This window comes from Embleya hyalina (assembly GCF_003967355.1).
Classification (GTDB): domain Bacteria; phylum Actinomycetota; class Actinomycetes; order Streptomycetales; family Streptomycetaceae; genus Embleya; species Embleya hyalina.
Window position 1 is genome coordinate 445,812 of record NZ_BIFH01000014.1, and the last position, 23,340, is coordinate 469,151.

Sequence of the window (23,340 nt, forward strand, 5' to 3'; positions counted from 1 at the left end):
GTCACGGGCGAGTGGTGGTGGCCAGGCGGAGGATGGGCAGCGAGGCCAGGAGCAGGATCGGCAGGAGCAGGAACGCGGTACGGACCGGCATCAGGTCGGTGGCCACGCCGAGCAGGAAGGGCGCACCGCCGGCGGCCAGGGTGGTGGCCCCGGCGAGCCGGGAGACGGCCAGGTCGGTTCGGCCGTCCGCCGCGCGGATCGCCGTCGCGGTGGCGAGGGGGAACTGCACGGACAGGCCCAGGCCGGAGAGGAACAGGCCGGTATAGCCGAGCCACGGCACCGAGGCCGTCCAGAACACCACGAAGCCGACCAGGTTGACCGCGACGGCACCGCCGTACAGCCGATCCAGCGGCACCCACAACACCAGCCGCCCGCCCGCCAGTCGGCCCAGGCACAGGCCGGCCACCACGGCGGTCATCGCGGTGGCGGCGGCACCCTCCGACATCCCGGTACGGTCGCGCAGCAGCGTGGAGGCCCACAACGACAACGAGAACTCCACCGCCACCGAACACACCGTCAACAACCAGGCCCACCAGTAGGCGGGCGGCAGCCCCCGGGTCGGCGCCTCGGGACGGTCCGGTGTCGGTCGGGTCGGCGGGCCCGGATCCGGGATCGGGGTTCGGCCGTACACCAGGGCCAGGGCCGCGAAGAGCACGGGGACCACGACCATGGCCCAGCGCCAGCCGGGGCCGGAGGAGTCCATCACGCCGATCAGCAGCGGGGCGGCCGTACCCACGCCGGCGGCCAGGCCGTTGGCCTCGCTGAGGGCGCTCGGCCCGGCGATCGGACCGTGGTGGTCGGCCAGCGCCGTACCGGCCACGTTCACCACCAGGAAAGCACCGAACCCGCACAGCAGCGCCGCGCCCAACGACACGGCCGGGGTATCCGCCGCGCAGTACGCGAGCACGCCCAGACTCAGCACCACGCACCCGGTCCACAACGTGCGCCCACGCCCGAAGCGGCGCATCGGCCGGTCGCCGAGCAGCGCGATCAACACGCCCGCCGCCGCATAGGCCGTACTGTGCAGCGCGGCCACGGCGTTGCTCACACCCAGTTCGTCGCCGAGCAGCGTGACGGAGGGACCGAAGCAGTACAGGAAGTAGCCGAACGCGGCCATGTGCAGGTACAGCGACCAGGTCGCCCGGTCGCGGACCAGCCCCGGCGCCGAGCCGTCGCTCACGCGAGATCGTCCACAGTCGTCCCCATCCGCATCGTGTGGGCCCCGTCGCGGATGAACCGCCCCGCCCCGGATCGTATGCGATCCACGTGAACACACGGTGCCCGAACGACCACGAAACCCGGACCCGGGGCCGCACGGCCCGGCCACCGCGTCCCGGCCACTCCGACCCCGGGTCGACAGCGGCCCCGCGCCGCCCCGTGGCCGCTCCCAAGGCGGTCACGCCCCGTCGCTCCGAAGCCGGCCGGCGCGACGCCCGCCCGACGCCCCGGCCACCGCCGGACGACCCGACCCGACCCGGGCCGCCCGCCCCCGTCCCCTCCGCCCCGTCTTCCCCCCGGCCCCGTCCCCCACCGACACCGACCGCCCGCTCAGCCCGCCCCCGCCGACCACCCCTCGCGCAGCCGCCGCTCCGCCGCTCCGCCCTCGTCCGCCGGCGCCCGGCCCTCGCCGCGCAGGCGATCGAGCCCGAGCAGGGCCGCGCCCACCACCGGAGGGTCCGACGCGACCTTCAGCACCGCCCTCGGGGCCACCTCCAGCACCCGCCGGGCCACCGCCGCCATCAGCAGCGGCGGCTCCGCGGCCAGCACGCCGCCGCCGAGGACCACGTCGGCGGCCTCGCCCAGCAGGTCCAGCCGTCCCAGCGCCGTCACCGCCAGCACCGCGATCTCGGCCGCCTGCCGCTCGACCACCTCGCCCGCCACCGGGTCGCCCGCCTCGGCCACCCGGAACAACAACGGAACCAGTTCGTGCAGTCGCTCGGCCGGCAGCTCACCCAGGTGCACCGCCTCGGCCACCGCGGTCGCCGACGGCAGACCGAAGTGGTCGGACGTGGCCGCGGCCAGCGCCGTGGCCGGTCCCCGACCGTCCTCGGCCCGCACCGACGACCACATCACCTCCTCCATCAGACCGATCCCGCCGCCCCAGTCGCCGGTCATCCGCCCGAGGGCCGGGAAGCGCGCGGTGCGCCCGTCCGGCAGCAGGCCCACGCAGTTGATCCCCGCGCCGCACACCACCGCGACCCCGCGCGGCGCGTCCGTACCCGAACGCAGCACCGCGAAGGTGTCGTTCCCGACGGTGACCGTGCGGCTCCACCCCCGGTCCTCGAACTCCTTGCGCAGCCGCAACTCCTCCACCGGCAGGTCGATGTTGGCCAGGTAGGCCGCGACATGCTCCACCGGCCCGACCCCCGCCGCCGTGCGCAGCACCTCCTCGACCAGCTCGGCGATCGCCTCCGCCGCCGCCTCGTGGCCGAGCACGTACGGCTTGTAGCCCGGCCCGCGCGCCCGGCCCCGGACCCGACCGTCCGCGTCGACCACCGCGACATCGGTCTTCGAATTGCCCGCGTCGATCGCGAGCACGGCCGGGGCCGACCCGGGCGAGGCGTCCCCGGTCACCGCGCCCACGGAAGGTGCTCCTTGCCCGCGGCAAGGAGCCGATCGGTGAGCGACTCGGCGATGTCGTACTGCCCGACCAGCGGGTGCGCCAACAACGCGGTGAACACCCGGTCCCGCCCGCCGCGCAGCGCCGCGTCCAGGGCCAACTCCTCGTACGCCGCGACATGCGCGATCAACCCGGCCTGCAACGGCCCGACCGGCGCCACCGGCAGCGGCGTCGCCCCGTTCGCGTCGATCCGGGACTGCACCTCGATCACCGCGTCGTCCGGCAGGAACGGCAGGACACCGTTGTTGCGCACGTCGGCGACCTGGATCCGGGACGCCTCGTCGGTGCCCTTGCCCATCAGCGCGGCGACCAGCGCCACCGCCGCCTCCGAGTAGTACGCCCCGCCCCGGCGCTCGAGCAGCGCCGGCTTCGTGTCCAGGGTCGGATCCGCGTACAGTTCCAGCAGTTCGCGCTCGATCGCGGCCACCTCCTCGGCCCGCGAACCGGTGTGCCGCTGCGCCGAGACCACCGCGTCGTGCGCGTAGAAGTAGCGCAAGTAGTAGGAGGGGACCGTGTTCTGCCGGTACATCAGATCCACCGGCAACTCGATGTCCGCCGCGATCGCGGCCCCGTGCTCGGCCAGCAGGCGCGGCAGCAGGTCCGGCCCGGGCGCGCCCAGGTCGTCCAGCACGTGGATGCCCCGCTCCCAGGTCAGGTGGTTCAGCCCGACGTGGTCCAGACGCAGCCGATCCGGCGCGACGTCCAACAACGCGGCGAAGCGCCGCTGGAAGGTGATCGCGACATTGCACAACCCCACCGCACGATGGCCCGCGTCGAGCAGCGCCCGGGTGACGATGCCCACCGGGTTGGTGAAGTCCACGATCCACGCGTGCGGCGCGACCCGACGGACCCGCTCGGCCGCGTCCAGCACCACCGGCACCGTGCGCAGCGCCTTGGCCAGGCCGCCCGCCCCGGTGGTCTCCTGTCCCACGCAGCCGCAGTCCAGCGGCCACGCCTCGTCCTGCGCCCGGGCCTGCTGACCGCCCACCCGGAGCTGGAAGAGCACCGCGTCGGCGCCCTCCGCGCCCGCGTCCAGGTCATCGGTCAGCACCACCCGCGCCGGGTGTCCATAGCGGGCCAGGATTCGGCGGACCACCGCGCCGACCGACTCCAGGCGTTCCACCACCGGGTCCACGAGCACGAGTTCGTCGACCGGCAGGTTCTCGCGCAACCGGCCGAGGCCGTCCGCGAGTTCGGGAGTGTAGGTGGACCCACCGCCCACCACCGCAAGCTTCAACCCTTTACTCCCGTCAGTGTCACGCCCTCGATGAACGCCTTCTGGGCGAAGAAGAACACGAGGATCACCGGCGCCATCACCAAGAGGGTGGCGGCCATCATGAGATTCCAATTGACCTGATGCGCGCCCTTGAACGACTCCAGGCCGTACGACAACGTCCACGCGCCCGGATTCTCCGAGGCGTACACCTGTGGACCGAAATAGTCGTTCCAGCAATAGAAGAACTGGAACAGCGCCACCGCCGCGATCGCCGGCCGGATCATCGGCAGCACGATCGAGATCAGGATGCGCAACTCGCCGCACCCGTCCACCCGGGCCGCGTCCAGGTATTCGGACGGGATGGTGAGCAGGAACTGGCGAAGCAGGAAGATGGTGAACGCGTCGCCGAAGGCCATCGGGATGATCAGCGGCCACAACGTTCCGCTCAGGTGCATCTGCTTGGCCCAGAAGATGTACATCGGGATGACGATCACCTGGGGCGGCAACATCATCGACGAGATCACCAGCATCAGCGCCACGCCCCGGAAGCGGAACCGGAACTTGGCCAGCGCGTAGGCCACCGGCAGGCTGGAGACCACGGTGAACAGGGTGCCGAGCCCGGCGTACATCAGCGTGTTGCGCCACCAGGTGCCGAAGCCGGGGGTCCTCATCACCTCGGTGTAGTTGCCCCACTCCCACGACGTGGGCCACAGATGGCTGGTCAGCGCCTGTTTGTCGGACATCACCGAGGTCAGGAACAGGAACACGAACGGAAGGATGAAGAACAGCAGGGCGGTGACGGCGAGCGTGTGCACGCCGATCCAGTTCAGTACGCGCTTGCGCCGATGCGGCTGCGCCGGTGTCCGGGCGGGCGCGGGCGGAGGCACGACGCCGGCCGCCTCGGCCGTGACGGTCTGGGCCATGTAACCGATCCCTTCTGGGCACGGTGGATCGTCGAACTCGGGGTCTTGGCAGGGTGGTTGGCAACGGAGCGAGCGGGTCGCGCTCAGTCGTCGTCCAACAGCCCCGACCGCCGCCGAAGCAGCACGAACGTGAACGTCATCGCGATGGCGAACAGGATCAGCGAGATCACGCACGCGGCACCGGTGTTGAAGGTGGAGAACCCTTCCTGGTACACGAGTTGCGGCAGTGTCAGGGTGGTGCCCTGCGGATAGCCCGGCTCGAACGGCTGGCCGGAGTTGCCGATGACGCCGCTGGCGACCTTCCCGGCGACCATCGCCTGCGTGTAGTACTGCATCGTCTGGATCACCCCGGTGACCACCGCGAACAGCACCACCGGCGTGATCGCCGGCCAGGTGACGTAGCGGAACTTCTGCCACGGCCCGACGCCGTCCAACTCGGCCGCCTCGTACTGCTCGCGCGGCACGTCCAGCAGCGACGCGGTGAAGATCACCAGCAGGTCGCCGATGCCCCACAGGGCGAGCAGGGTGAGTGCCGGCTTGGACCAGTCCGGATCGGTGAACCAGCCCGGCTGCGGCAGTCCGGCGTCGCCGAGCAGGTTGTTCACCGGCCCGGTACCGGGGTTGAGCAGGAACGCGAAGCCGATCGTGGCGGCCACCGGCGGCGCCAGATAGGGCAGGTAGGCCAGCGTGCGGAACAATCCGGACCCGCGCTTGAGCCGGATCGCCAGCATGCCCAGACCGAGCCCGAAGATCACCCGCAGGGTGACCATCACCACGACCAGCCACAGCGTGTTGCGCAACGCCTGCCACAACGCCGGATAGTCGTTGAGGACGTAGTTCCAGTTGCGGGTGCCCACCCACACGGGCGGGTTGATCAGGTCGTAGCGCGTGAACGAGTAGTACACGGTCGCGCCGAGCGGATACGCGAAGAAGACCGAGAAGCCGATCAACCACGGGGACAGGAACGCGAGCGTGCGCAGGTTCCGCCGGCGGCGCTGCCTGCGCAGCGCCGCCGGGACCTTCGCCGCCGCGGGGGCGGTCGTGGTCATCGGATCACTGGACCTGGGCCACGTCGGTGTCGATCTGCTTGTCCAGATCGGCCAGGCCCTTGCTCGGGTCGCCGCCCCCGCCGGCCTCCCACTTGTACGCGAACTCCTGGAAGGTCACCTGGTACTTGCCGCCGTTGGGGCTGGCGGGCGTGGTGTTGCTCGCCGGGTGCTTGAAGGCGTCGATGAACGGCTTGAAGTGCTCGTCGTTCGCCAGCGGCGACGCGGCCAGCGCGGCGTTGGTGGTGGGCACGTTGTGGATCGCCCCCGCGAGCTGGTTCAGCGCGTCGCTGTCGGTGGTGACGAACTTGACGAACTCCCAGGCGGCCCGCTGGTGGTGGCTGGACTTGGCGATGCCGATGGTGGTGCCGGTCAGGTAGCTGCGGCCGTACTTGTCCAGCTGGTCGTCCGGGACCGGGAACGGCGCGGTGCCGTAGTTCAGGTTCGGCGCGTCCTTCGCGATCATCGCGGTGCGCCACTCGCCGTCCATCGTCATCGCGAGCTTGCCGCTCATGAACGGGTTCTCCGCGGAGAACTCCTCACCGAAGGTGGTGCGGAACTTCTCCAGCTTGTCGAATCCGCCCTGGCTCTCGACGAATTTCTTCTGCCAGGCGAGGAACTGCGGGACCGTCGGGTCCTTGGACAGGGCCGACTTGCCGTCCGGCGTCTGGTAGGTCGGACCGTACTGGGCGAGCACGTGCGCCGGGGTGAACTCGTAGGCGTGGAAGGTGGGCAGGAAGCCCGCGACCTTGAACGTGCCGTCACCGTTGAGCTGGTTGAGCTTCTTGGCGGTCTCGACGAGTTCGGACATCGTCTTCGGCGGCCCGGCGATGCCCGCCGCCGCGAACATGTCCTTGTTGTAGTAGAGCCCGTAGGAGTCCGCGAGCAGCGGCAGCGCGCAGCGCTTGCCCTGGAACTGGGTGTAGTCCATCACCGCCTTCGGGAAGGTGGTGGCGGGGTCGATGTTGGACTGGGCCAGCCACGGCGCGAGGTCGATCCACGAGCCCGACGAACAGAACTGCCCGACGTTGTCCGTGGTGAACGAGGAGACCACGTCCGGGCCCTTGCCCGAGCGGATGCCCTGGGTGATCTTGTCGTCGGTCACGTTGGAGACGATCTTGACCGTGATGTTCGGGTGCGACGCGTTGAACCTGGCGACCAGGTCCTTGACCGCCTTGGTCTCGCTCTCGGCGCTCCAGCCGTGCCAGAAGGTGATCGTGACCTTCTTGTCGGGCGCCTCCGAGGCGCCGGTGCCGGACCCCGAGCCGCCGTCGTCGCCGGCGCACGCGGAGGCCATCAGGGCGAGCGTGGCGGCGCACGCGAGGGTCGTGAGGGAACGACGGAGCCGTGGGAGTCTGTGCACTGGGTCCTCCTCCGGAGATGGCGGCGGCGCGGCCGGGACGAGCGGCGCCGTGGTCCTGGCGGTGGTACGGGGTGCTGCCGGTGGCGCTGGGATGTGCCCGGACAGGGGTGGGCCCGGGCGGGGGTGTGCCCGGGACGGGGTGCGCCCGGGCGCCGGCGGGTCGCGGCGGTGGTCGGCGTCGGATGGCGCGCGTACGGGGAAGGGCGTACCGGATGGGCCTACGGGGTGTGTGTGGTGCGTCAGGTCGTGGTGAAGACGACGTCGCGGGCGACGTCGAGCGCCGCGTGCACGGCGCCGGTGAGCACGGGGTTGGCGGGCACGTCGCCGAGCACGACGCGTGGGCGCGGGATCGCGAGGCGGTGCAACTCGTCCACCACGCGTGAGCGCAACGCTTCGCCGCCGGCCATCGGGATGGCCCCCGACAACACGACGAGTCCCGGATCCAGGACCGAGACGATCACCGCGATTCCCACCGCCAGCCGGTTCGCCAACTCGTCGAGGAAGGCGCCGCCGCGCGGTTCGGTCGCCCGCACCGCCCGGGCGACGGCCTGCGGCGCGGTACGACTGCCCACGCCGTAGGCGCGGGCCAGGGACAACACGGCGGGCGCGCCCGCGAGTTGCTGGAAGCCGCCGGTATTGCGCCGGCTGACGTCGTGCGGCAGCGGCGCGCCGGGCATCGGCATGTAGCCGACCTCGCCCGCGCCGCCGGTCGAACCTCGGTGCAGCCGGCCGCCGATCACGATCGCGCAGCCGATTCCCTCATCGACCCACAGCAGCACGAAGTCGCCCGCGTCGCGGGCCGATCCGTCCCGCTGCTCGGCGAGCGCGGCGAGGTTGACGTCGTTCTCCACGTCCACCGTCAGGCCCAGCGCCTCGCGGATCTGGTCCAGCACCCCGGGGGAGTGCCAGCCCGCGAGGTGGCGGCCGTAGCGGAACTGCTCGGTGGTCGGGTCGAACGCGCCCGGGATGCCGATCACCATGTGTGCGAGATCGGCGAGGTCGAGCCCGGCCGGCTTGGCGGCGGCCCGGACCGCCTCCCGGATCCGGCCCGGTGTATCGGCCGACTCCCGGCGCGGGGTGGCCAGTTCGTGCTCGCCCACCACCCGTCCGGTCAGATCGGCGATGGCCACCCGGATCCGGGCGGGCGTGACGTCCAGGCCCGCGACGTGCCCCGCCGCCGGGTTGATCTCGTACAGCTGGGCGCCGGGCCCCCGGCCGCCCTCGGTGGTACCGACCCCGACGACCAGGCCCGCCGCCTCCAGGCGGGAGAGCAGCTGAGAGGCGGTCGGCTTCGACAAACCGGTCATCGAGCCGATCTGGCCCCGGGACAGCCGCCCGTGCCGCAAGAGGAGTTCGAGCGCGGCCCGGTCGTTGATGGCCCGCAAAAGGCTCGGCCGCCCGGCCTGCTCCCGCCCGGACGCTGCCGCGCCGCGCTCGGTGCTCCCGGCCATGAGCGGTCTCCCTTTCGCCACTGTTAGGAAACCTTCCTAAGAGTTGTAGAGGAAATTAGGCCCGCCCTCTCGGCACTGTCAAGGGTGTCCGGCAAGGTCGTTCACCTTGCCCGACAAGGGAGTCCGTCCGCCGGGGCCGGCGAAGGGCCCCGACGTGCGGCTGCCCGGCGGGCCCACCTGCGGGCCTGCCGGGCAGCACGATCGAAAAAGCCGGGAACCGGGAACCGGGAGTGGAACCACGGGTGGAGCTACGGGTGGAGCCGTGGACGAGTGCTACCGGTGGGTACTACCGACCCGAAATACCCGCAGGCAGACCCGACTTCACGCGGACTCCGCGCGGGCCGATGTGCTCAGCACGGTCCGAGGTCGAGCCACACCCCCCACTGTCCGGTGGTTCCGGGGGTTTCGCCCTGGGTCCACCACTTGGCGCGGTAGGTGTGCCCCTGGTACGAGACGGTGTTGCCGCCCACGTAGACGGTGTTCGCGTCCCACGGGGGCGCGGAGCAGTTGCCCGGACCGGTGCCGACCGTCAGTCGGTAGTCCACGCTGTGCGTGGTACCGGTACCGGTGGCGGTGACCGTCACCGTGTACGTCCCCGCCGTCGCCGTGGAACTCGCGGACAACTTCAGCGACGACGAAGCGCCGGACTGGATGGTGCCGGGGGTGAACACGGCGGTCACGCCGTTGGGCAGGGTCCCGGTGGACAGCGTGAGCTGCTGCGGGGTGCCGCTGGTGGTCGCCGTGGTCAGCGACGTGGTGACGTCCCCGCCGGGCGTCACGGTGCCCTGGGTCGGGTTGAGCGAGACGGAGAAGTCGGGGTTGCCCGGACCGGAGCCGACCGTCAGCTGGTACTGCGCGCTGTGCGTGGTGGCGGTGCCGGTGGCGGTGATCGTGATCGGGAACGACCCCTGGGCCGCGCCCGAACTCGCCGTGAACTTCAGCGACGAGCTGTTGCCCGACTGGACGGTGCCCGGGGTGAACACGGCGGTCACGCCGCTGGGCAGGGTCCCGGTGGTCAGGGTGAGCTGCTGTGCGTTGCCACCCGTGGTCGTGGTGCCGACGGAGGTGGTGACGTCACCGCCGGGCTGCACGCTGCCCGACGTCGGGTTGAGCGCGAGAGAGAAGTCGTCCGGGTTGCCGACGCAGGTCGGGTCGCCGGTCTGTGCGGGCAGGCTGACGGCGTCCCACGCGGCCTTGGTCTTGTTGAACAGCGCGCAGGTCGGGTCGAGGCTCTTCGCCGCGGTCAGCGTCGTGGTGCGGTACTTCTTGTAGGTCATGCCGCTGGTCTTGAGCAGCATGCCGCCGTAGAAGACCTTGCCCGCGTTCTGGATGCCGACGCCGGTCAGCGTGGTGCTGTTGCAGGTCGGGCTGCCGGGCTTGCCGTTGCCTGCCGGAGCGGTGCCCTCGGCGAGCAGGTAGAACCAGTGGTTCAGCGGACCGGCCGCCTTGTGCACCTCGGTGTTCGGGATCGAGGAGCTGTAGCAGTCGGGGTCGCCGTTGGTGGACGGCTTGTACATGTAGCGGATCGGGCCCTGGCCGACCAGGTTGACGGTCTCGCCCACCGTGTAGTCCGGCGAGTCGAAGGAGGTGGGCTCGTTCGTGTACGCCTCGGTCAGCGCGCCGAAGATGTCTCCGGTGCCCTCGCCGAGTCCGGCTTCACGGCTGGTGCCGCCGGGGGTGAACTGGTCGATGCCGTGGCCGAATTCGTGGCCCACGACGTCCATCGAGCCGATCCACTGGTTGGCCTGGTTGTGGCCGATGGAGACGGAGGAGCCGTCCCAGTAGGCGTTGACGTCGTTCAGGCCGACCTTGACCGGCCAGCTGCCGCCGGTGCCGTTGTGGCCGTTGCGACCGAGCCAGTCCTTGAGCATGTTCCATTCGTTCTGCGCCGCCCACATGACGTCGACGCAGCCGGTCTCCTTGCTGGACGCCTGGCCGTTGCCCCACGAGTCGGTGGACTTCGTGAAGACCTGGCCGGTGGCGTTGTCGGCGCAGCTCAGACCGGGACGGGTGGTGTCGCGGAGGGAGTACGAACCGGCCGAGCCGCTGGTCTGGATGGTCAGCGGATTCGGGCCGTTCCACTGGCTGTTGCCGGTACCGGCCTTGACGTCGTCGACCTTGTCCAGGACCTGGCCGGTGCTCGCGTCGACGAACACGTGCAGTCGGCTGGGGGCGGTGTCGGTACGGCCGGTGACCACCGTCTCCCACGCCAGGTTGCTGTTGCCGTCCAGGACGTGGACGACGAGGCGGTGCGATTCGACCTTGTCCACGACCGGAAGCTGGGCCTTGGACGTGGCCTCGGCGGTGCCCGCGGCCACGGTCGCCCGGGTCGGGACGGATATCTGCGCGCTGGTCGCGGCCTGGGTCCCGCGGACCCGGCCCTGACCGTCGGCCATGACCACCGCGTCGCCGCCGACGACCGGCAGGCCGCGGTAGGTGCGCTGGTACGCGACCGAGTACAGGTCGTTGATCCAGGGGGTGACGAGCTGACGTTCGAACTTCTCGTCCGGGCCCTTCGCGAGGGCGTCCAGACCGTTCGCGACTGCCCGGTCGGCGGCGGATACCGCCTTGTCCTGCGAGCTTGCGGGGGGAGGGGAGGACAGTTCGTCGGTACCGGCCGAGGACGAGCCGGCCGCGCCGATCGCCAGGCCGGCGATCAGGGCGAGGACGGTCCCGGCCGTGGTCGTTCTGCGATTCATCGAGGCTCCTTGGGAGGGGACATGCCTCGACCACGTCGCCGACGTGCACCGCGGCGCTGGGGAGCGACACGGGCGACCGTGCAGGCCGGGTACGTGCCCGAGCGAGCGAAACACTCACACGGGTGTGGGGCGGCGGAGAAGCGCTCGGCGGCGATCGGCTAGTTCTGGCAAATGCTCGGGGGCCGACGGAATCCCGGATGGCGGATCCGGACGACGGATGACGCCTTCCGGCCGGTTGCCGATGATTAGCGGCGAAATATCGGGCAACTCTCAAGATCCGGCAACCGGGCCGGATCCGGAACACCGTGCGGACCGCCCCGGACCGGACGGGCGCACCGGACCGGGACGGGGCGTACCGAACCGTGCGGGGCGCACCGACCCGTACGGACGTACGGACCCAGGAGGCGACGTTGGCCGGCAGCACAGCGACGACCGGGCAGTCGAGCGGCGGCGGCGACGGGGCCTCGGGCGGAGGTTCCGGCGGCGGCTATTCGGAGAACCTCGGCCACGTCATCTTCATCACGGCCGCGGCCGCCATGGGTGGATTCCTTTTCGGCTACGACAGTTCGGTGATCAACGGCGCGGTCGAGGGCATCCGGGGCAAGTTCTCGCCGGGTTCGAGTCTGCTCGCCCAGGTGGTCGCCGCCGCCCTGATCGGTTGTGCGATCGGGGCCGCGATCGCCGGCCGGATCGCCGACCGGATCGGGCGCATCCGGGTGATGCAGATCGCCGCCGTGCTGTTCGCGGTCAGCGCGGTGGGATCCGCGCTGCCGTTCGCGCTGTGGGACCTGGCCCTGTGGCGCGTCCTGGGCGGTACGGCGATCGGGATGGCCTCGGTGATCGGTCCGGCGTACATCGCCGAGGTCGCCCCGCCGGCCTATCGCGGTCGGCTCGGCTCGTTCCAGCAGGCCGCCATCGTCACCGGCATCGCGGTCTCCCAGTTGGTCAACTGGGGCATCCTCAACCTGGCCGACGGCGACCAGCGCGGCGAGCTGATCTTCGGTCTGGAGGCGTGGCAGGTGATGCTCGGTGTGATGGTGCTGCCGGCCGTGCTGTACGGCCTGTTCACCTTCACCATCCCCGAGTCGCCGCGCTTCCTGCTCTCCGTCGGGCGGGAGGCGCAGGCGAGGAAGGTGCTCGCCGAGGTGGAGTCCGACCACGTCGACCTGGACGCGCGGGTGGCGGAGATCCGCGACGCGATGCGGCGCGAGCACAAGTCCACGTTCAAGGACCTGTTGGGCGGCGGCGGGTTCGTGTTCCTGCCGATCGTGTGGATCGGCATCGGGCTGTCGGTGTTCCAGCAGCTCGTCGGGATCAACGTGATCTTCTACTACTCGGCGTCGCTGTGGCAGTCGGTGGGCATCGACCCGAACAGCTCGTTCCTGTACTCGTTCACCACCTCGATCATCAACATCATCGGCACGATCATCGCCATCTCGCTGGTCGACCGGGTGGGCCGCAAGCCGCTCGCGCTGGTCGGTTCGACGGGTATGGCGATCTCGCTCGGCATGGTCGCGTGGGCCTTCTCGGCGCGCACGGGGCAGGGCAAGAGCATCAAACTCCCGGACACCGAGGGCACCGTCGCGCTGATCGCGGCCCACTCGTTCGTGTTGTTCTTCGCGCTGTCGTGGGGCGTGGTGGTGTGGGTCTTCCTGGGCGAGATGTTCCCGAACCGGATCCGCGCGGCGGCGCTGGGGGTGGCGGCGTCGGCGCAGTGGATCGCGAACTGGGTGATCACGGTGTCGTTTCCGACGTTGTCGGACTGGAATCTGTCGGCGACGTATGTGATGTACGCGTGCTTCGCGGTGTTGTCGATTCCGTTCGTGGTGAAGTTCGTGCCGGAGACGAAAGGGAAGACGTTGGAGGAAATGGGGTAGTGGCGGGGCGGTCGGTGGGCTCGCCGGGGGTCGGTGGTCAGTGGCGGGTTCGGGTTTGGGGTTGGGGTTGGGCTTGGGCTTGGGCTTTGGCTCGGGTTTGGGCTTGGGCTTCGGCTCGGGTTTGGGCTCGGGCTTGGGTTCGGGCTCAGCCGAGGTCGCGGCGGCGTAGGCCGGTCAGGCCCGCGATGGGCAGGACGGCCGCGAGGGCGAGCAGGTAGGCGTACGGCGTGGCGGTGACGTCGGCGCCGGGCAGCTTCGGCAGGTGGGCGAACGGTGATACGTCCAGGAGCGCCTGCGGCAGCTTCAGGGCCGGGCCGAGCCAGCCGAGCGCGATCACCAGGCCGACCAGGCCCCAGACCGCCGGGGTGAGGCGGGGCAGCGCGCCGACGATCAGGACGGCCAGGCCGGTCATCACCCACACGGCGGGCGTCTGGGCCAGGGTGGCGAGCAGGACGCGGGGGAGTTGGCCGGAAACGTCCCCCACGGTGATCCCGTACGACAGACCCATCGCGAGGCCGCCGGCGGCCAGGACGGCGGCCGCGCCGAGGTAGGCGATCACCAGGTGCCCCCCGGCCCAGCGCAGTCGGCCGACCGCGTTGGCGAGCAGTGGTTCGGCCCGGGCGGCGGTCTCCTCGTCGCGCAGGCGCAGGATCGAACCGGCCGCGAACACCACGCAGATCAGGCCGAGCAGGCCGATCAGGGTGGACAGGAACGCGTCGGTCAGGTCGACGTGTCCGCCCATGCGGCGGACCAGGTCACGGGTGCCGTCGTTGTCGCCGACGATGTCCTTGGCGCCGTCGGCGATGCCGCCGAACACCGCGCCGCCGAAGGCGAGGCCGATCGCCCAGGCCGCGAGGGTGCCGCGTTGCAGGCGCCAGGCGAGGCCGTACGCGCCGGCCAACGACGCGGGGGCGTGGGCCGGTCCGGGGCGTGGGCGGATGAAGCCGGCGCCGATGTCGCGCCGACCGGCGAGGGCGTACGCGAGCACGGCGCACCCGGCCGCGAGGGCGGCGGTGGGGAGCAGGGCCCACCAGCGGTCGCCGGCGAAGGGGCGGACGTTTTCGGCCCAGCCGAGCGGGGTCACCCACACGAGTGGATGGCTGCCCCCGTCGGCCGCGGGCCGCGCCGCGTCGCCCGCCGCGCGCAGGACGAAGGCGACGCCCAGGACGGCGACGGCGATGCCGCGGGCGAGGCGGGTGTTCTCGGTGAGTTGTGCGGACACCGCCGCGATGCCGGCGAAGGCCATCCCGGTCAGCGCCACGGACGTGCCGAACGCGAGGGAGCCGGCGGTGGATTGGCCGGCGCCGCGCAGGACGGCGGTACACAGGACCAGGAGCGCGAGGTTGGCCAGGGCGGCGCCGGTCAGGGCCGCGGTGAGGGGCGCACGGCGGCCGACCATCGCGGCGGACAGCGCCTCCTGGCGACCCGTCTCCTCCTCGTCGCGGGTGTGCCGGATCACCACGAGCAGGCTCATCAGGCCGGCGAGGAGGGCGAGGGTGGCGCCGACGCGCCAGACGGTGAGGGCGCCGTAGGAGTCGGCGTAGACCGCGCCGTAAAGGGCCCGGAACGAGCCGTTGGCGTTCATGTCGTGCGCGACGTCGGCGCGTTCGGCGGCGGTGTCGTACAGCTTCTCGAGGGAGCGTTCGGTGCTGGACAGGGTGCCGACCAGGGCCACCACCCAGACCGGGAGCAACACGCGGTCGCGGCGGAGGGCGAGGCGGACGAGGGTGGGGGTGCCGGCGAGGTGGCGGGCCGACGCGGTGGGGGTGGGGGCGACGGCGGTGGCGGTCATCGGGTCACCGCCGCGCTCTCGGCCGCGGGCCGGGTGTCCTCGGTGCGGTAGTGGCGCAGGAACAGCTCCTCCAGGGTGGGCGGGCTGCTGGTCAGGCCGCGTACGCCGATGTCGGCCAGCCGGCGCAGCACCGGGTTCAGGTGCTCGTTGTCCACCTGGAGGACGGTGTGCTCGGGGTCGACCCGCAGGTCGTGTACGCCCGGCAGGTCGGCCAGGCTGTCGGCCGGGCCGGTGAGTTGGGCGCGAACGGTGGTCCGGCTCAGGTGGCGCAGGTCGGTCAGCGAACCGGACTCGACGGTGCGTCCGTTGCGGATGATGCTGACCCGATCGCACAGCGCCTCGACCTCGGCCAGGATGTGGCTGGACAGCAGCACGGTGCGGCCGCGGTCGCGTTCCTCGGCGACGCAGGTGCGGAAGACCTCCTCCATCAGCGGGTCCAGGCCGGAGGTGGGCTCGTCCAGGATCAGGACGTCCACGTCGGAGGCGAACGCGGCGACCAGGGCCACCTTTTGCCGGTTGCCCTTCGAGTAGGCGCGGCCCTTCTTGGTCGGGTCGAGTTCGAACCGGTTCAGCAGGTCGGCGCGCCGGGCCGGGTCCAGGCCGCCGCGCAGCCGGCCGTACAGGTCGATCACCTCGCCGCCGCTGAGATTGCGCCAGAGGGTGACGTCGCCCGGCACGTAGGCGACCCGGCGATGCAGGGCCACCGCGTCGCGCCACGGGTCGCCGCCGAGGAGGGTGACGTCGCCCCGGTCGGCGCGGATCAGGCCGAGGAGGACGCGGATGGTCGTGGACTTGCCGGCGCCGTTGGGCCCGAGGAAGCCGTGTACCTCGCCGGTCGCGACCTGGAGATCCAGGCCGTCGAGGGCGTGCGTGCGTCCGAAGGACTTGTGCAGACCTGAGACGCTGATCGCCGTGTTCATGTTTCAGAACATACGCTTCCTTCAGAAAGTTGTGAAGTTAAGGAAAGTCAAGAATCATCAAGGGTGGAGCGGGGAGCGGCAGTGCGTTCCGTGGGTGCCCGGAGGGTGGTCGTAAGGTGAGCCGGATGCGAGAAGACGAGTCGGTGGCGAAGCGGGACGAGGCGGCCGTCGCGCGTTACGTCGAGCGCTTCGCGGGCGAGTTGACGGATGCCGGCATGCAGCGGATGGGCGCGCGCGTGTTCGCCGCGCTCCTGGCGGCCGACTCGGCGAGCATGACCTCGGCCGAACTCGCCGAGTCGTTGCGGATCAGTCCGGCGGCGGTGTCCTCGGCGATCGGCTATCTCACCCAGGTACGGATGGTCCACCGCGAACGCGAGCCGGGTTCGCGACGGGACCGATACCGCCTGCACGACGAACTCTGGTACGAGACCTACGGCGAACGGGACAAGCTCCTCGGCCGCTTCGAGGCGATCCTCCGCGACGGCGCCCAAAGCCTGGGCCCGGACACCCCCGCAGGCGTCCGAGCCCTCGAATCCGCAGAGTTCTTCGCCTTCCTCCAGGAAGAATTCGTCGGAGTAATGCAACGCTGGCGAGCCCGAACCCCCAAGTAGCCCCATCGCACAAACAACAACCCGCTCGCCGAACCCTCAGCCCGTCCGGCGTCTGAGGACGCCCAAGTGGGCACTGGGGAACGGCAACCGGGTGGCCGACCTTTCAGCCCGTCCGGCGTTTGAGGACGCCCGAGTGGGCACTCGGGAACGGCGACCGGGTGGCGGATCCTTCAGCCTGTCCGGCGTTTGAGGATGCCCAGTGGGCATTTGCGGGCGGCGACCGGGTGGCCGATCTTTCAGCCCGTCCGGCGTTTGAGGACGCCTGAGTGGGCACTCGGGAACGGCGACCGGGTGGCGGATCCTTCAGCCTGTCCGGCGTTTGAGGACGCCCGGGTGGGCACTCGCGAACGGCAACCCGGTTCGCCGAACGCAGCCCACCTCAGCCCGCCCGGCGCTTGAGGGCCCTCAGGGCGTGCCAGGCTCGATCGGCACGTTGGGACACTGCGCAGCCAGCCGCCGAAGCGTGTCGAGCTCGGTCGCGTCGACCGCCAAGTCGTACTTGGTCTTCACGGTCACCCAGTCCGTGAGGTACGTACAGCGCGCCCCCTCATACGGCGGCAGCCACGTGCTCGGGTCCTGATCGGCCTTGGAACGGTTGTACTTCGCCGTCACCGCGACCAGCGCCCGTGGCTGATCGAGGTCGTTGGCGTATGCCTCACGCTGCTTCGAGGTCCAGGCGGAGGCGCCGGAGTCCCACGCCTCGGCCAACGGCACCATGTGGTCGATGTCCAGGCCGGCCCCGCCGTCGACATAGGCGTCCTCGTAGTAGGAGTACCAACGGCCGCCGGCGAGCGCGCACTTGGCGCCGATCTCCGGCGGGAGTACGGCCTCGTCGATCAGCACCTCGGCGCGGGTCGTGCAACCGTTCTTGTCCGCGTCGATCCAGTGCCGGAACGCGGCGCGGTCGTAGCCGGAACGATCCTCCTCCGCGACCCGGAGACGGGCGATCGCGTCCTGCAGCGGGACGCGCGCGGCCGACGCCGTCGCGTTCCCGGTCGGCGCCGCCACGGCCGTGCCCGGCGTGAAGAGCAGTGCGCCGACGCTCGTTGCCGCGACCACGAGGGAAGCCATACGGCGCCCGGTGGTCCTCGTCCTCGTCACCGTCGTGGGAGTCATCGTCATCGTCTCGCCCCGGAGTCGTCGTGATCAGGTTCGGTCCTGTTGTAGCGACTGGCGGGACGGGATCTACGACGACGCGGACCGGGCCACTCGAAAGAGTGGAACCGGCATGGGCGAATCGGCTGTTCGGTAGTGTCGCGCCGTCTCGTCGTCCGATGCGAACAAGGGATGAGCCGATGAACGACGGTGCCGGATTCGCGGACATATCGCCGACCACCCTCGCCGACCTGCTCGGGCGCGCGCAGGTGATGGACATCGGGATCCGGCCGCTGTGGGATTCGATGCCGCGCGTCGCAGGCCCCGCGTTCACCGTGCGGTGTCCGCCGGGGGACAACCTGATGCTGCACGCGGCCATCCATCGCGCCGGGCCCGGTTCGATCGTCGTGGTCGAATCCGGCGACGTGGACTACGCGTTGGCCGGCGGGAACGTGTGTGCCGTCGCGCGGCGGCGGGGGATCGCGGCGTTCGTGGCCGACGGGGTGATCCGGGATCTGGCGGAGGTGCGGGAGATGGGCTTCCCGGTATTCGCCCGTGGCGTGATCCCGATCCCGGGCACGAAGGCGGCCGTCACACCGCTCGATACCCGGGTGCGCTGCGGCGGCGTCGACGTGGACCCCGGCGACATCGTGGTCGCCGACGAGGAGGGCATCGTGGTCGTCCCGGGCGCGCGACGGAAGCGGGTACTCCTCGACGCCCGACGCCGATCGGCCGCGGAAGCCGCCGAGACCCTCACCGACTGGGAGACGGCCCACCGCGCCCGCATCGACGCCCTGCTCACGGCGAACCAGCCGACCGACTGACCACGTGGCGGCAGGCCGCCTTCATGTCGTGGCGGAGCCGGGACGAGCGAACCGATCCCGTCGGAAAACACGCGGTCGACGCCCGGGGCGGGCCGGCCCCGTTCGACCCGGAGCGGATCCCCGACGCTCGGCGCTGCGTCGGGATCCACGGAACGGCGCCGCGTCGAGTCCGCGGGCGACGACCGTCTCGCTCACCTCGGAGGGTGACCGGCAGGCTGTACGACACGGGGGACGGGCGGCCGGTGTTCGATCACCCGGGGTGGTCCGCCGACCACCACTCCTGGGACGGACGCCGGCTCCACGGGTCCGAGTCACCGGGCCCCGGCCCCTCCGCGCCGACCGCCGCGCCGCACGCACTCTCGGGTCACTACCGGAGCTACACCCCCTGGCATCCGGTGTCGGCATCGTGCACCGGGCGAAACGCCCGCACACGATCGCCGCGACCGGAGTGGAAGCGCCCTGCGACGAACCGGAGTTCGTCCCGCTCGACGATGAGACGTTCCGCATCGGAGCCGACCCCCGGTTGCCCAAGCGCCCGACGGCCGGACCCGCCCTGGACGGCGCGGTGCTCCGAATCGACTTGGACGGGTGCCGCTACCCGCTCTCCTTCCGGGATCCGCCGGAGCCGTGGGAAGTGCTCGTCCGCAGCTCGTTCACCCGGAGTTGGAGGTGCGCGAGCAGCATGGCGTCGGCGTCGGCGAAATCCAGCCCGGAGACCTCGCGGATACGGCGCAGCCGATATCGCATGGTGTTGGGGTGGATGTGCAGGGCCTCCGCCGCGGTGTCGGTGGCTCCCGCCGCGGCGAGATAGGCGGCCAGGGTCGCCGCCAACGGACCGTCCCGGCCCTCCTCCCGGCGCAGCCGGCGCAGCGCGCCGCCGGCCTCCGGCAGGCCGAGCGCCTCGGTCGCGTCGGCGAGGTGCAGCAACAGCACCGCCAGCGCCATGTCCTCCACGGTGCGCACGGCCGGTCCGCGGACGGTCGGATGCCGCAGCGCCCGCAACGCGGCGTCCGCCTGCGCCCGTACGTCGGCGATCCGGCCCACCGATTCGGCCGGGCCGCCGACGGCGACCACGTAGTCACCGGCCAGTGGGGTCCGCGCGAGGAAGTCGCGGGCCAGGGCGACGGCCGACTCCAGGGCCGTGGCGTGTTCCGCGGGCCAGGCGGCCAGTACGTACACGACTCCGGTACCCGTCACCAGGGCTGAACGGGGGTGCACCGCCGCCAGAAAGTACTCCAGCGTGTCCGCGAACCGGCGCAGCTCGGCGGCGTCCAGCGCGTCGGAGCCCGTGCTCCCGGCCGGCCGCGGGGCCGCGGCCAGGACACAGATCGGGCCGGAGCCCAGCTGGAGCCGGCTCGCCTCCACCGGGTCGGCCGCCCCGCCGAGTACGGCGGCGGCCAGCTCGCCGCGCTGGCGGCGGGCGTAGCTGGTCTCCGTGCGCAGACCCACCAGTTGCAGTGCGACCAAGGGCGCGAATTCGCGCAACCGGGCCGTGGCCTCCTCGTCGAGCGGTCCGGTGACGGCGGCCCAGATGTAGCCGAGGACGTCCGAGCCGGCCCGGACCGCGATGGCCACCCGTGCCAGTCGATCGGCCCCGGTCGCCTCCATGTACACCGGTTCGGTGCCGGCGTGGAGCCGCTCGAACTCCTGACGCTCGCGCTGTTCCGCGAGCGTGCGCTGATGCACGGCCCGCCCCAGGATGGTCTCGATCCGCTCGGAGTCGGTCCGGTCCTGCCCGCGCGACCAGGCGACCAGCGCGGAGAAGCGGTCCTCGATGGTGACCGGGGCGCCGACGGCCTCGTAGACGGCGTTCGCCAAGGCGAACAGCTCCGCGCCGCTGTCGGCCGAGCGCACGCGTGTCCTCGCATCCGCGAGCAGTTGCTCGCGGACCGTCATCGCCACGTGCATCCAGGACGCGTCCCGGTTGACCTCGATGATCGCCGGCATGTCGTCGGCCGACGGCGGCACCGGAGCCTTCACCGCCAGCACCTCCGCGCCGGCCTGCCGCATCGCCGCGGTCAACTCGCGCAACTCGGCCTCCGTGGTCACGCCCACCCCCAACACCACGGACCCGGGTCCGAGCCGTGTCGGCGCCCCCGGGGCGTGAATGGCGACGTCGGTGAGCGGCCCGCCGCTGCCGGTCCCCTCCCGAACCAGGCGTAGCAGCGCGGGGCCGATGTCGTCCACGAGCCGACGGACAGGCGGAATCCCCCGAGCGTCGGACTCCCGCATGGTGCACTCCCGGCTCGACGGACTGTGGTGGGCGTCAAGTTTGGGAGACCCATATTGACGATGTCAACGATGATCCACGGTGTTCGGAGCGCGAGCATGACGGGAGAGCAGGACGGATCACCGGCACGAGGAGCACGGATGGCAGCGACGCAGACGCAGGCGGGCCGGGAACTGTTGGGGCTGTTCCCGCCGGGGACCACCCGGGACGGGAGCGGCGGACTGGTGATCGGCGGCGTATCGGCGGCCGAACTCGCCGAGTGCCACGGCACCCCCGCGCTGATCCTCGACGAGGCGTCGATCCGCGCCCGCGCCCGCCGATACGCCGACGGCCTGGCCGCCCGGTGGCCGAACTCCCGCGTCGTCTTCGCCTCCAAGGCATTCCCCTGCACCGCCGTCATACGGCTGCTCGCGGAGGAGGGCATCGGCATCGACGTGGCGGGCGGCGGCGAGCTGACCATCGCCCTCGCCGCGGGCGCGGACCCGGCCGGCCTGGTCGTACACGGCAACGCCAAGACCGAGGAGGAACTGCGCCTCGCCGTCGAGGCCGGTGCCGGGACGGTCGTCGTCGACAACTTCGACGACATCGACCGGCTGGAGAAGATCCTCGCCGGCACCGCGGCGGAACAGGGAGTACTGGTCCGGCTCACCCCCGGCATCCGCCCCGACACCCACGAGGCCGTGTCCACCGGACAGAACGGCTCCAAGTTCGGTCTGCCCCTGCCACAGGCCCGGGCGGCGATCGCGCGACTGCGCGGCAGCGACCGGCTGCGGCTGGACGGTGTCCACGTGCACGTCGGGTCGCAGATCCTGGACCTCGCACCCTTCGCGCAGGCCGTCGAAGCGGTCGCCGAACTCGGCGAGTTCGCCGTCTACGACCTGGGCGGCGGTCTCGGCTCCCGCTACACCTACGCCGACCGACCGCCCACGGTGGAGGCGTACCTCGACGCCGTCACCGACGTCGCCCGACGGCTGCTGCCCGCCGACGCCCGTATCGTCGTCGAGCCGGGCCGCTCGATGGTCGCCGAGTCCGGCGTCTCGCTGTATCGGGTCGTCTCCGTCAAGCGCGGCGACGGCCACACCTTCGTCGCCGTCGACGGCGGCATGGGCGACAACCTCGAAGTCTCCCTCTACCAGCAGCGCTTCGAGGCCGCCGTCGCCGACCGCCCGACGGGCGGGGGCGAGCTGTGCCGCCTGGTGGGCCGGCACTGCGAGTCCGGCGACACCCTCAGCGCGGGCGTCCCGCTGGCGGATCCGCGTGTGGGGGACCTGATCGCCGTGCCGGTCACCGGCGCCTACACCTACGCGCTGAGCAACAACTACAACGGCGCGCGCCGCCCGCCGGTGGTCTTCGTCCGCGACGGCGCGCACCGCGCCGTGGTGCGCCGCGAAACCTACGCCGACCTGATGCGCCGGGATCTGCCCTCGCGCGCTCCGCACCCGTGACGGTCGAACGCGCGGGTCGGGCATCGTGTGTGCCCATGGAAGAAGTCGAGAGCCCCCTTGGGCCCGAACCCCGGTCGAGGGCCGCCTACATGGTGTTGTCGGAGGTGGCGTGGAGCTACCGGGTGGACGGGGTCGAGCCGGCTGATCTACCGATGATCGCCGCCGAGGCAGTGGCGGTCGGGCTGGAGTCGCCGGCGTTGTGCGAGTTGGCGGGGCTGGGCCGGGGTGACGATGTTCGTGATCTGCGGGATCTGTTCGAGTAGGCGCTCGCGGAGGTGGGGATCGAACTGCCGACTCCCGGTCCGGCCTGGCGTTACGCGCTGCGGCGTCTGGCGGCCGGGATCGTCGACGAAGGTGTCTCCCTCGCCGAGGTGGCTCGGGGCGGTTGGTGGGATGTGGCGGCGGAGACCGAGGAGGAGCGGGTGTTCGTCTCGTTGATGCCGCAGTGTGCGTGTTGCGTGGAGTACACCCTGGGCTTCGACGAAGCGCGTTGGGCGAGCGAGGTGCGGGCGGCGGCGATCGTGCTGAACTCGTCGCCTGTTCGGGTCGGCCCGCTGCCCGGGTGTGATCAGGGCCGGGCTTCGCGGAGGTCTTCCCAGGACGGGTGATGGTGCATGGTGTCCCGGCCGCACGGGCAATGGAGGGCGGCTCGTCGGTCGAGGACGAAGACGATGCCGATCCAGTAGTGGCTGGAGGGCGCGCAGGCACCACCGGTAGGGGAGGGCTTCGTCGCCCGGGACCAGGCCGGCCAGGTAGGTGCCGAGGTTGGCGCCGAGCGGTACGAGGTTTATCGGTTGCGGAAGCAGGGTGTGCCGGACGCCCCGGTCGGTGAGGGTGAGGCCGGAGTCGTCGTCGGTGACCACGCCGATCGTCATGGGGCGGTCGAGTGCGGAAGGGTGTTCGTGCGGGCGCCGGAAGGTCGCGGACGTGCCGTTGGCCGCGACCACCTCCAGGTCCCCGTCGCGGTGGGCGCCGACGGGTGAGACGTGCATGATCGCGTCGATCCGGCCCAGGTACTCCGGGACTTCCTCGAACCAGCCGACCAGGTTGCGCTCGTCGTCGAACGCGCGGGGACGGGCGTGCCGGGCGCGCTCCAGGCCAGGGTCGTGTGGCCGCCCGGGACGCTCGGGAGGAGGTGGACGTCGGCCAGGGAGAGGCATTTCAGGAAGGAACGAGCGGTCTCGAAGGTCTGAAGCAGCCCGACCACTCTTTCGGGTGACATCAAGTG

General features: G+C 71.4%; 19 protein-coding genes and 1 pseudogene. 7 read left to right on the plus strand and 13 right to left on the minus strand.

Going from position 1 to position 23,340, the window contains the following annotated elements:
• Position 1: 1 nt before the first annotated feature.
• The 9 genes and pseudogenes from EMA17_RS06275 to EMA17_RS06310 form a co-directional block, all read right to left on the minus strand.
• Positions 2-1,180: an MFS transporter gene (locus tag EMA17_RS06275; RefSeq protein WP_126635896.1), complete on the minus strand. Its 1,179-nt coding sequence runs from the start codon at positions 1,178-1,180 to the stop codon at positions 2-4.
• Between the two features lie 368 nt (positions 1,181-1,548).
• Complete coding sequence (locus EMA17_RS06280; RefSeq protein ID WP_246126481.1) at positions 1,549-2,583, minus strand: N-acetylglucosamine kinase; 1,035 nt, start codon at positions 2,581-2,583, stop codon at positions 1,549-1,551.
• Complete coding sequence (locus tag EMA17_RS06285; RefSeq protein ID WP_126635897.1) at positions 2,571-3,857, minus strand: family 4 glycosyl hydrolase; 1,287 nt, start codon at positions 3,855-3,857, stop codon at positions 2,571-2,573. The genes EMA17_RS06280 and EMA17_RS06285 overlap by 13 nt, the downstream gene beginning before the upstream one ends.
• A complete protein-coding gene (locus EMA17_RS06290; RefSeq protein ID WP_126635898.1) occupies positions 3,854-4,759 on the minus strand; it encodes a carbohydrate ABC transporter permease in 906 nt (301 codons plus the stop codon). Before EMA17_RS06290 ends, EMA17_RS06285 begins: the two co-directional genes overlap by 4 nt.
• Before the next feature lie 83 nt (positions 4,760-4,842).
• Positions 4,843-5,808, minus strand: a complete 966-nt coding sequence (locus EMA17_RS06295) for a carbohydrate ABC transporter permease (RefSeq protein ID WP_126635899.1) — start codon at positions 5,806-5,808, stop codon at positions 4,843-4,845.
• Between the two features lie 4 nt (positions 5,809-5,812).
• Positions 5,813-7,102, minus strand: coding sequence for an ABC transporter substrate-binding protein (locus tag EMA17_RS06300; RefSeq protein WP_126636123.1), 1,290 nt, complete (start codon positions 7,100-7,102; stop codon positions 5,813-5,815).
• Positions 7,103-7,407: 305 nt separating this feature from the next.
• Positions 7,408-8,619, minus strand: coding sequence for an ROK family transcriptional regulator (locus tag EMA17_RS06305; protein ID WP_126635900.1), 1,212 nt, complete (start codon positions 8,617-8,619; stop codon positions 7,408-7,410).
• Between the two features lie 350 nt (positions 8,620-8,969).
• Positions 8,970-9,398, minus strand: coding sequence for a carbohydrate-binding protein (locus EMA17_RS56320; protein ID WP_246126518.1), 429 nt, complete (start codon positions 9,396-9,398; stop codon positions 8,970-8,972).
• Between the two features lie 36 nt (positions 9,399-9,434).
• Positions 9,435-11,318 (minus strand): annotated as a pseudogene (locus EMA17_RS06310) (M4 family metallopeptidase); the annotation flags it as partial.
• A gap of 410 nt (positions 11,319-11,728) precedes the next feature.
• Here EMA17_RS06310 and EMA17_RS06315 point away from each other — a divergent pair.
• Positions 11,729-13,195: a sugar porter family MFS transporter gene (locus EMA17_RS06315; protein ID WP_126635902.1), complete on the plus strand. Its 1,467-nt coding sequence runs from the start codon at positions 11,729-11,731 to the stop codon at positions 13,193-13,195.
• Between the two features lie 145 nt (positions 13,196-13,340).
• Here the strand turns inward: EMA17_RS06315 and EMA17_RS06320 are convergent, their stop codons facing one another.
• Both EMA17_RS06320 and EMA17_RS06325 read right to left on the minus strand, forming a co-directional pair.
• Complete coding sequence (locus tag EMA17_RS06320; protein ID WP_126635903.1) at positions 13,341-14,987, minus strand: ABC transporter permease; 1,647 nt, start codon at positions 14,985-14,987, stop codon at positions 13,341-13,343.
• On the minus strand, positions 14,984-15,907 hold the full coding sequence (locus tag EMA17_RS06325; protein WP_126635904.1) for an ABC transporter ATP-binding protein: 924 nt from the start codon (positions 15,905-15,907) through the stop codon (positions 14,984-14,986). The genes EMA17_RS06320 and EMA17_RS06325 overlap by 4 nt, the downstream gene beginning before the upstream one ends.
• A 125-nt stretch (positions 15,908-16,032) precedes the next feature.
• On the opposite strand from EMA17_RS06325, the gene EMA17_RS06330 reads away from it, so the two are divergent.
• Positions 16,033-16,518 carry a GbsR/MarR family transcriptional regulator gene (locus EMA17_RS06330; RefSeq protein ID WP_126635905.1) on the plus strand — a complete coding sequence of 162 codons (486 nt, stop codon included), beginning with the start codon at positions 16,033-16,035 and terminating at the stop codon, positions 16,516-16,518.
• 405 nt (positions 16,519-16,923) lie between these two features.
• Here EMA17_RS06330 and EMA17_RS06335 read toward each other — a convergent pair whose 3' ends face one another.
• On the minus strand, positions 16,924-17,589 hold the full coding sequence (locus EMA17_RS06335; RefSeq protein ID WP_126635906.1) for an HNH endonuclease family protein: 666 nt from the start codon (positions 17,587-17,589) through the stop codon (positions 16,924-16,926).
• Between the two features lie 224 nt (positions 17,590-17,813).
• Between EMA17_RS06335 and EMA17_RS06340 the strand changes: the two genes are divergently transcribed.
• Positions 17,814-18,437 (plus strand): RraA family protein, encoded by a 624-nt coding sequence (locus EMA17_RS06340; RefSeq protein ID WP_126635907.1) that lies wholly within the window; start codon positions 17,814-17,816, stop codon positions 18,435-18,437.
• A 594-nt stretch (positions 18,438-19,031) separates the two neighbouring features.
• Here the strand turns inward: EMA17_RS06340 and EMA17_RS06345 are convergent.
• The gene (locus tag EMA17_RS06345; RefSeq protein WP_246126482.1) at positions 19,032-20,624 is read right to left on the minus strand and encodes a helix-turn-helix domain-containing protein; all 1,593 of its coding nucleotides are present in this window, start codon (positions 20,622-20,624) and stop codon (positions 19,032-19,034) included.
• Between the two features lie 183 nt (positions 20,625-20,807).
• Between EMA17_RS06345 and lysA the strand changes: the two genes are divergently transcribed.
• The 4 genes from lysA (at position 20,808) to EMA17_RS06365 (ending at position 23,305) form a co-directional block, all read left to right on the plus strand.
• Positions 20,808-22,112, plus strand: a complete 1,305-nt coding sequence (lysA, locus tag EMA17_RS06350) for a diaminopimelate decarboxylase (protein ID WP_126635909.1) — start codon at positions 20,808-20,810, stop codon at positions 22,110-22,112.
• Between the two features lie 35 nt (positions 22,113-22,147).
• Positions 22,148-22,375 carry a hypothetical protein gene (locus tag EMA17_RS06355; protein ID WP_126635910.1) on the plus strand — a complete coding sequence of 76 codons (228 nt, stop codon included), beginning with the start codon at positions 22,148-22,150 and terminating at the stop codon, positions 22,373-22,375.
• A 12-nt stretch (positions 22,376-22,387) separates the two neighbouring features.
• The gene (locus EMA17_RS06360; protein ID WP_126635911.1) at positions 22,388-22,720 is read left to right on the plus strand and encodes a hypothetical protein; all 333 of its coding nucleotides are present in this window, start codon (positions 22,388-22,390) and stop codon (positions 22,718-22,720) included.
• 378 nt (positions 22,721-23,098) lie between these two features.
• Positions 23,099-23,305, plus strand: a complete 207-nt coding sequence (locus tag EMA17_RS06365) for a hypothetical protein (RefSeq protein WP_126635912.1) — start codon at positions 23,099-23,101, stop codon at positions 23,303-23,305.
• Positions 23,306-23,340 lie beyond the last annotated feature (35 nt).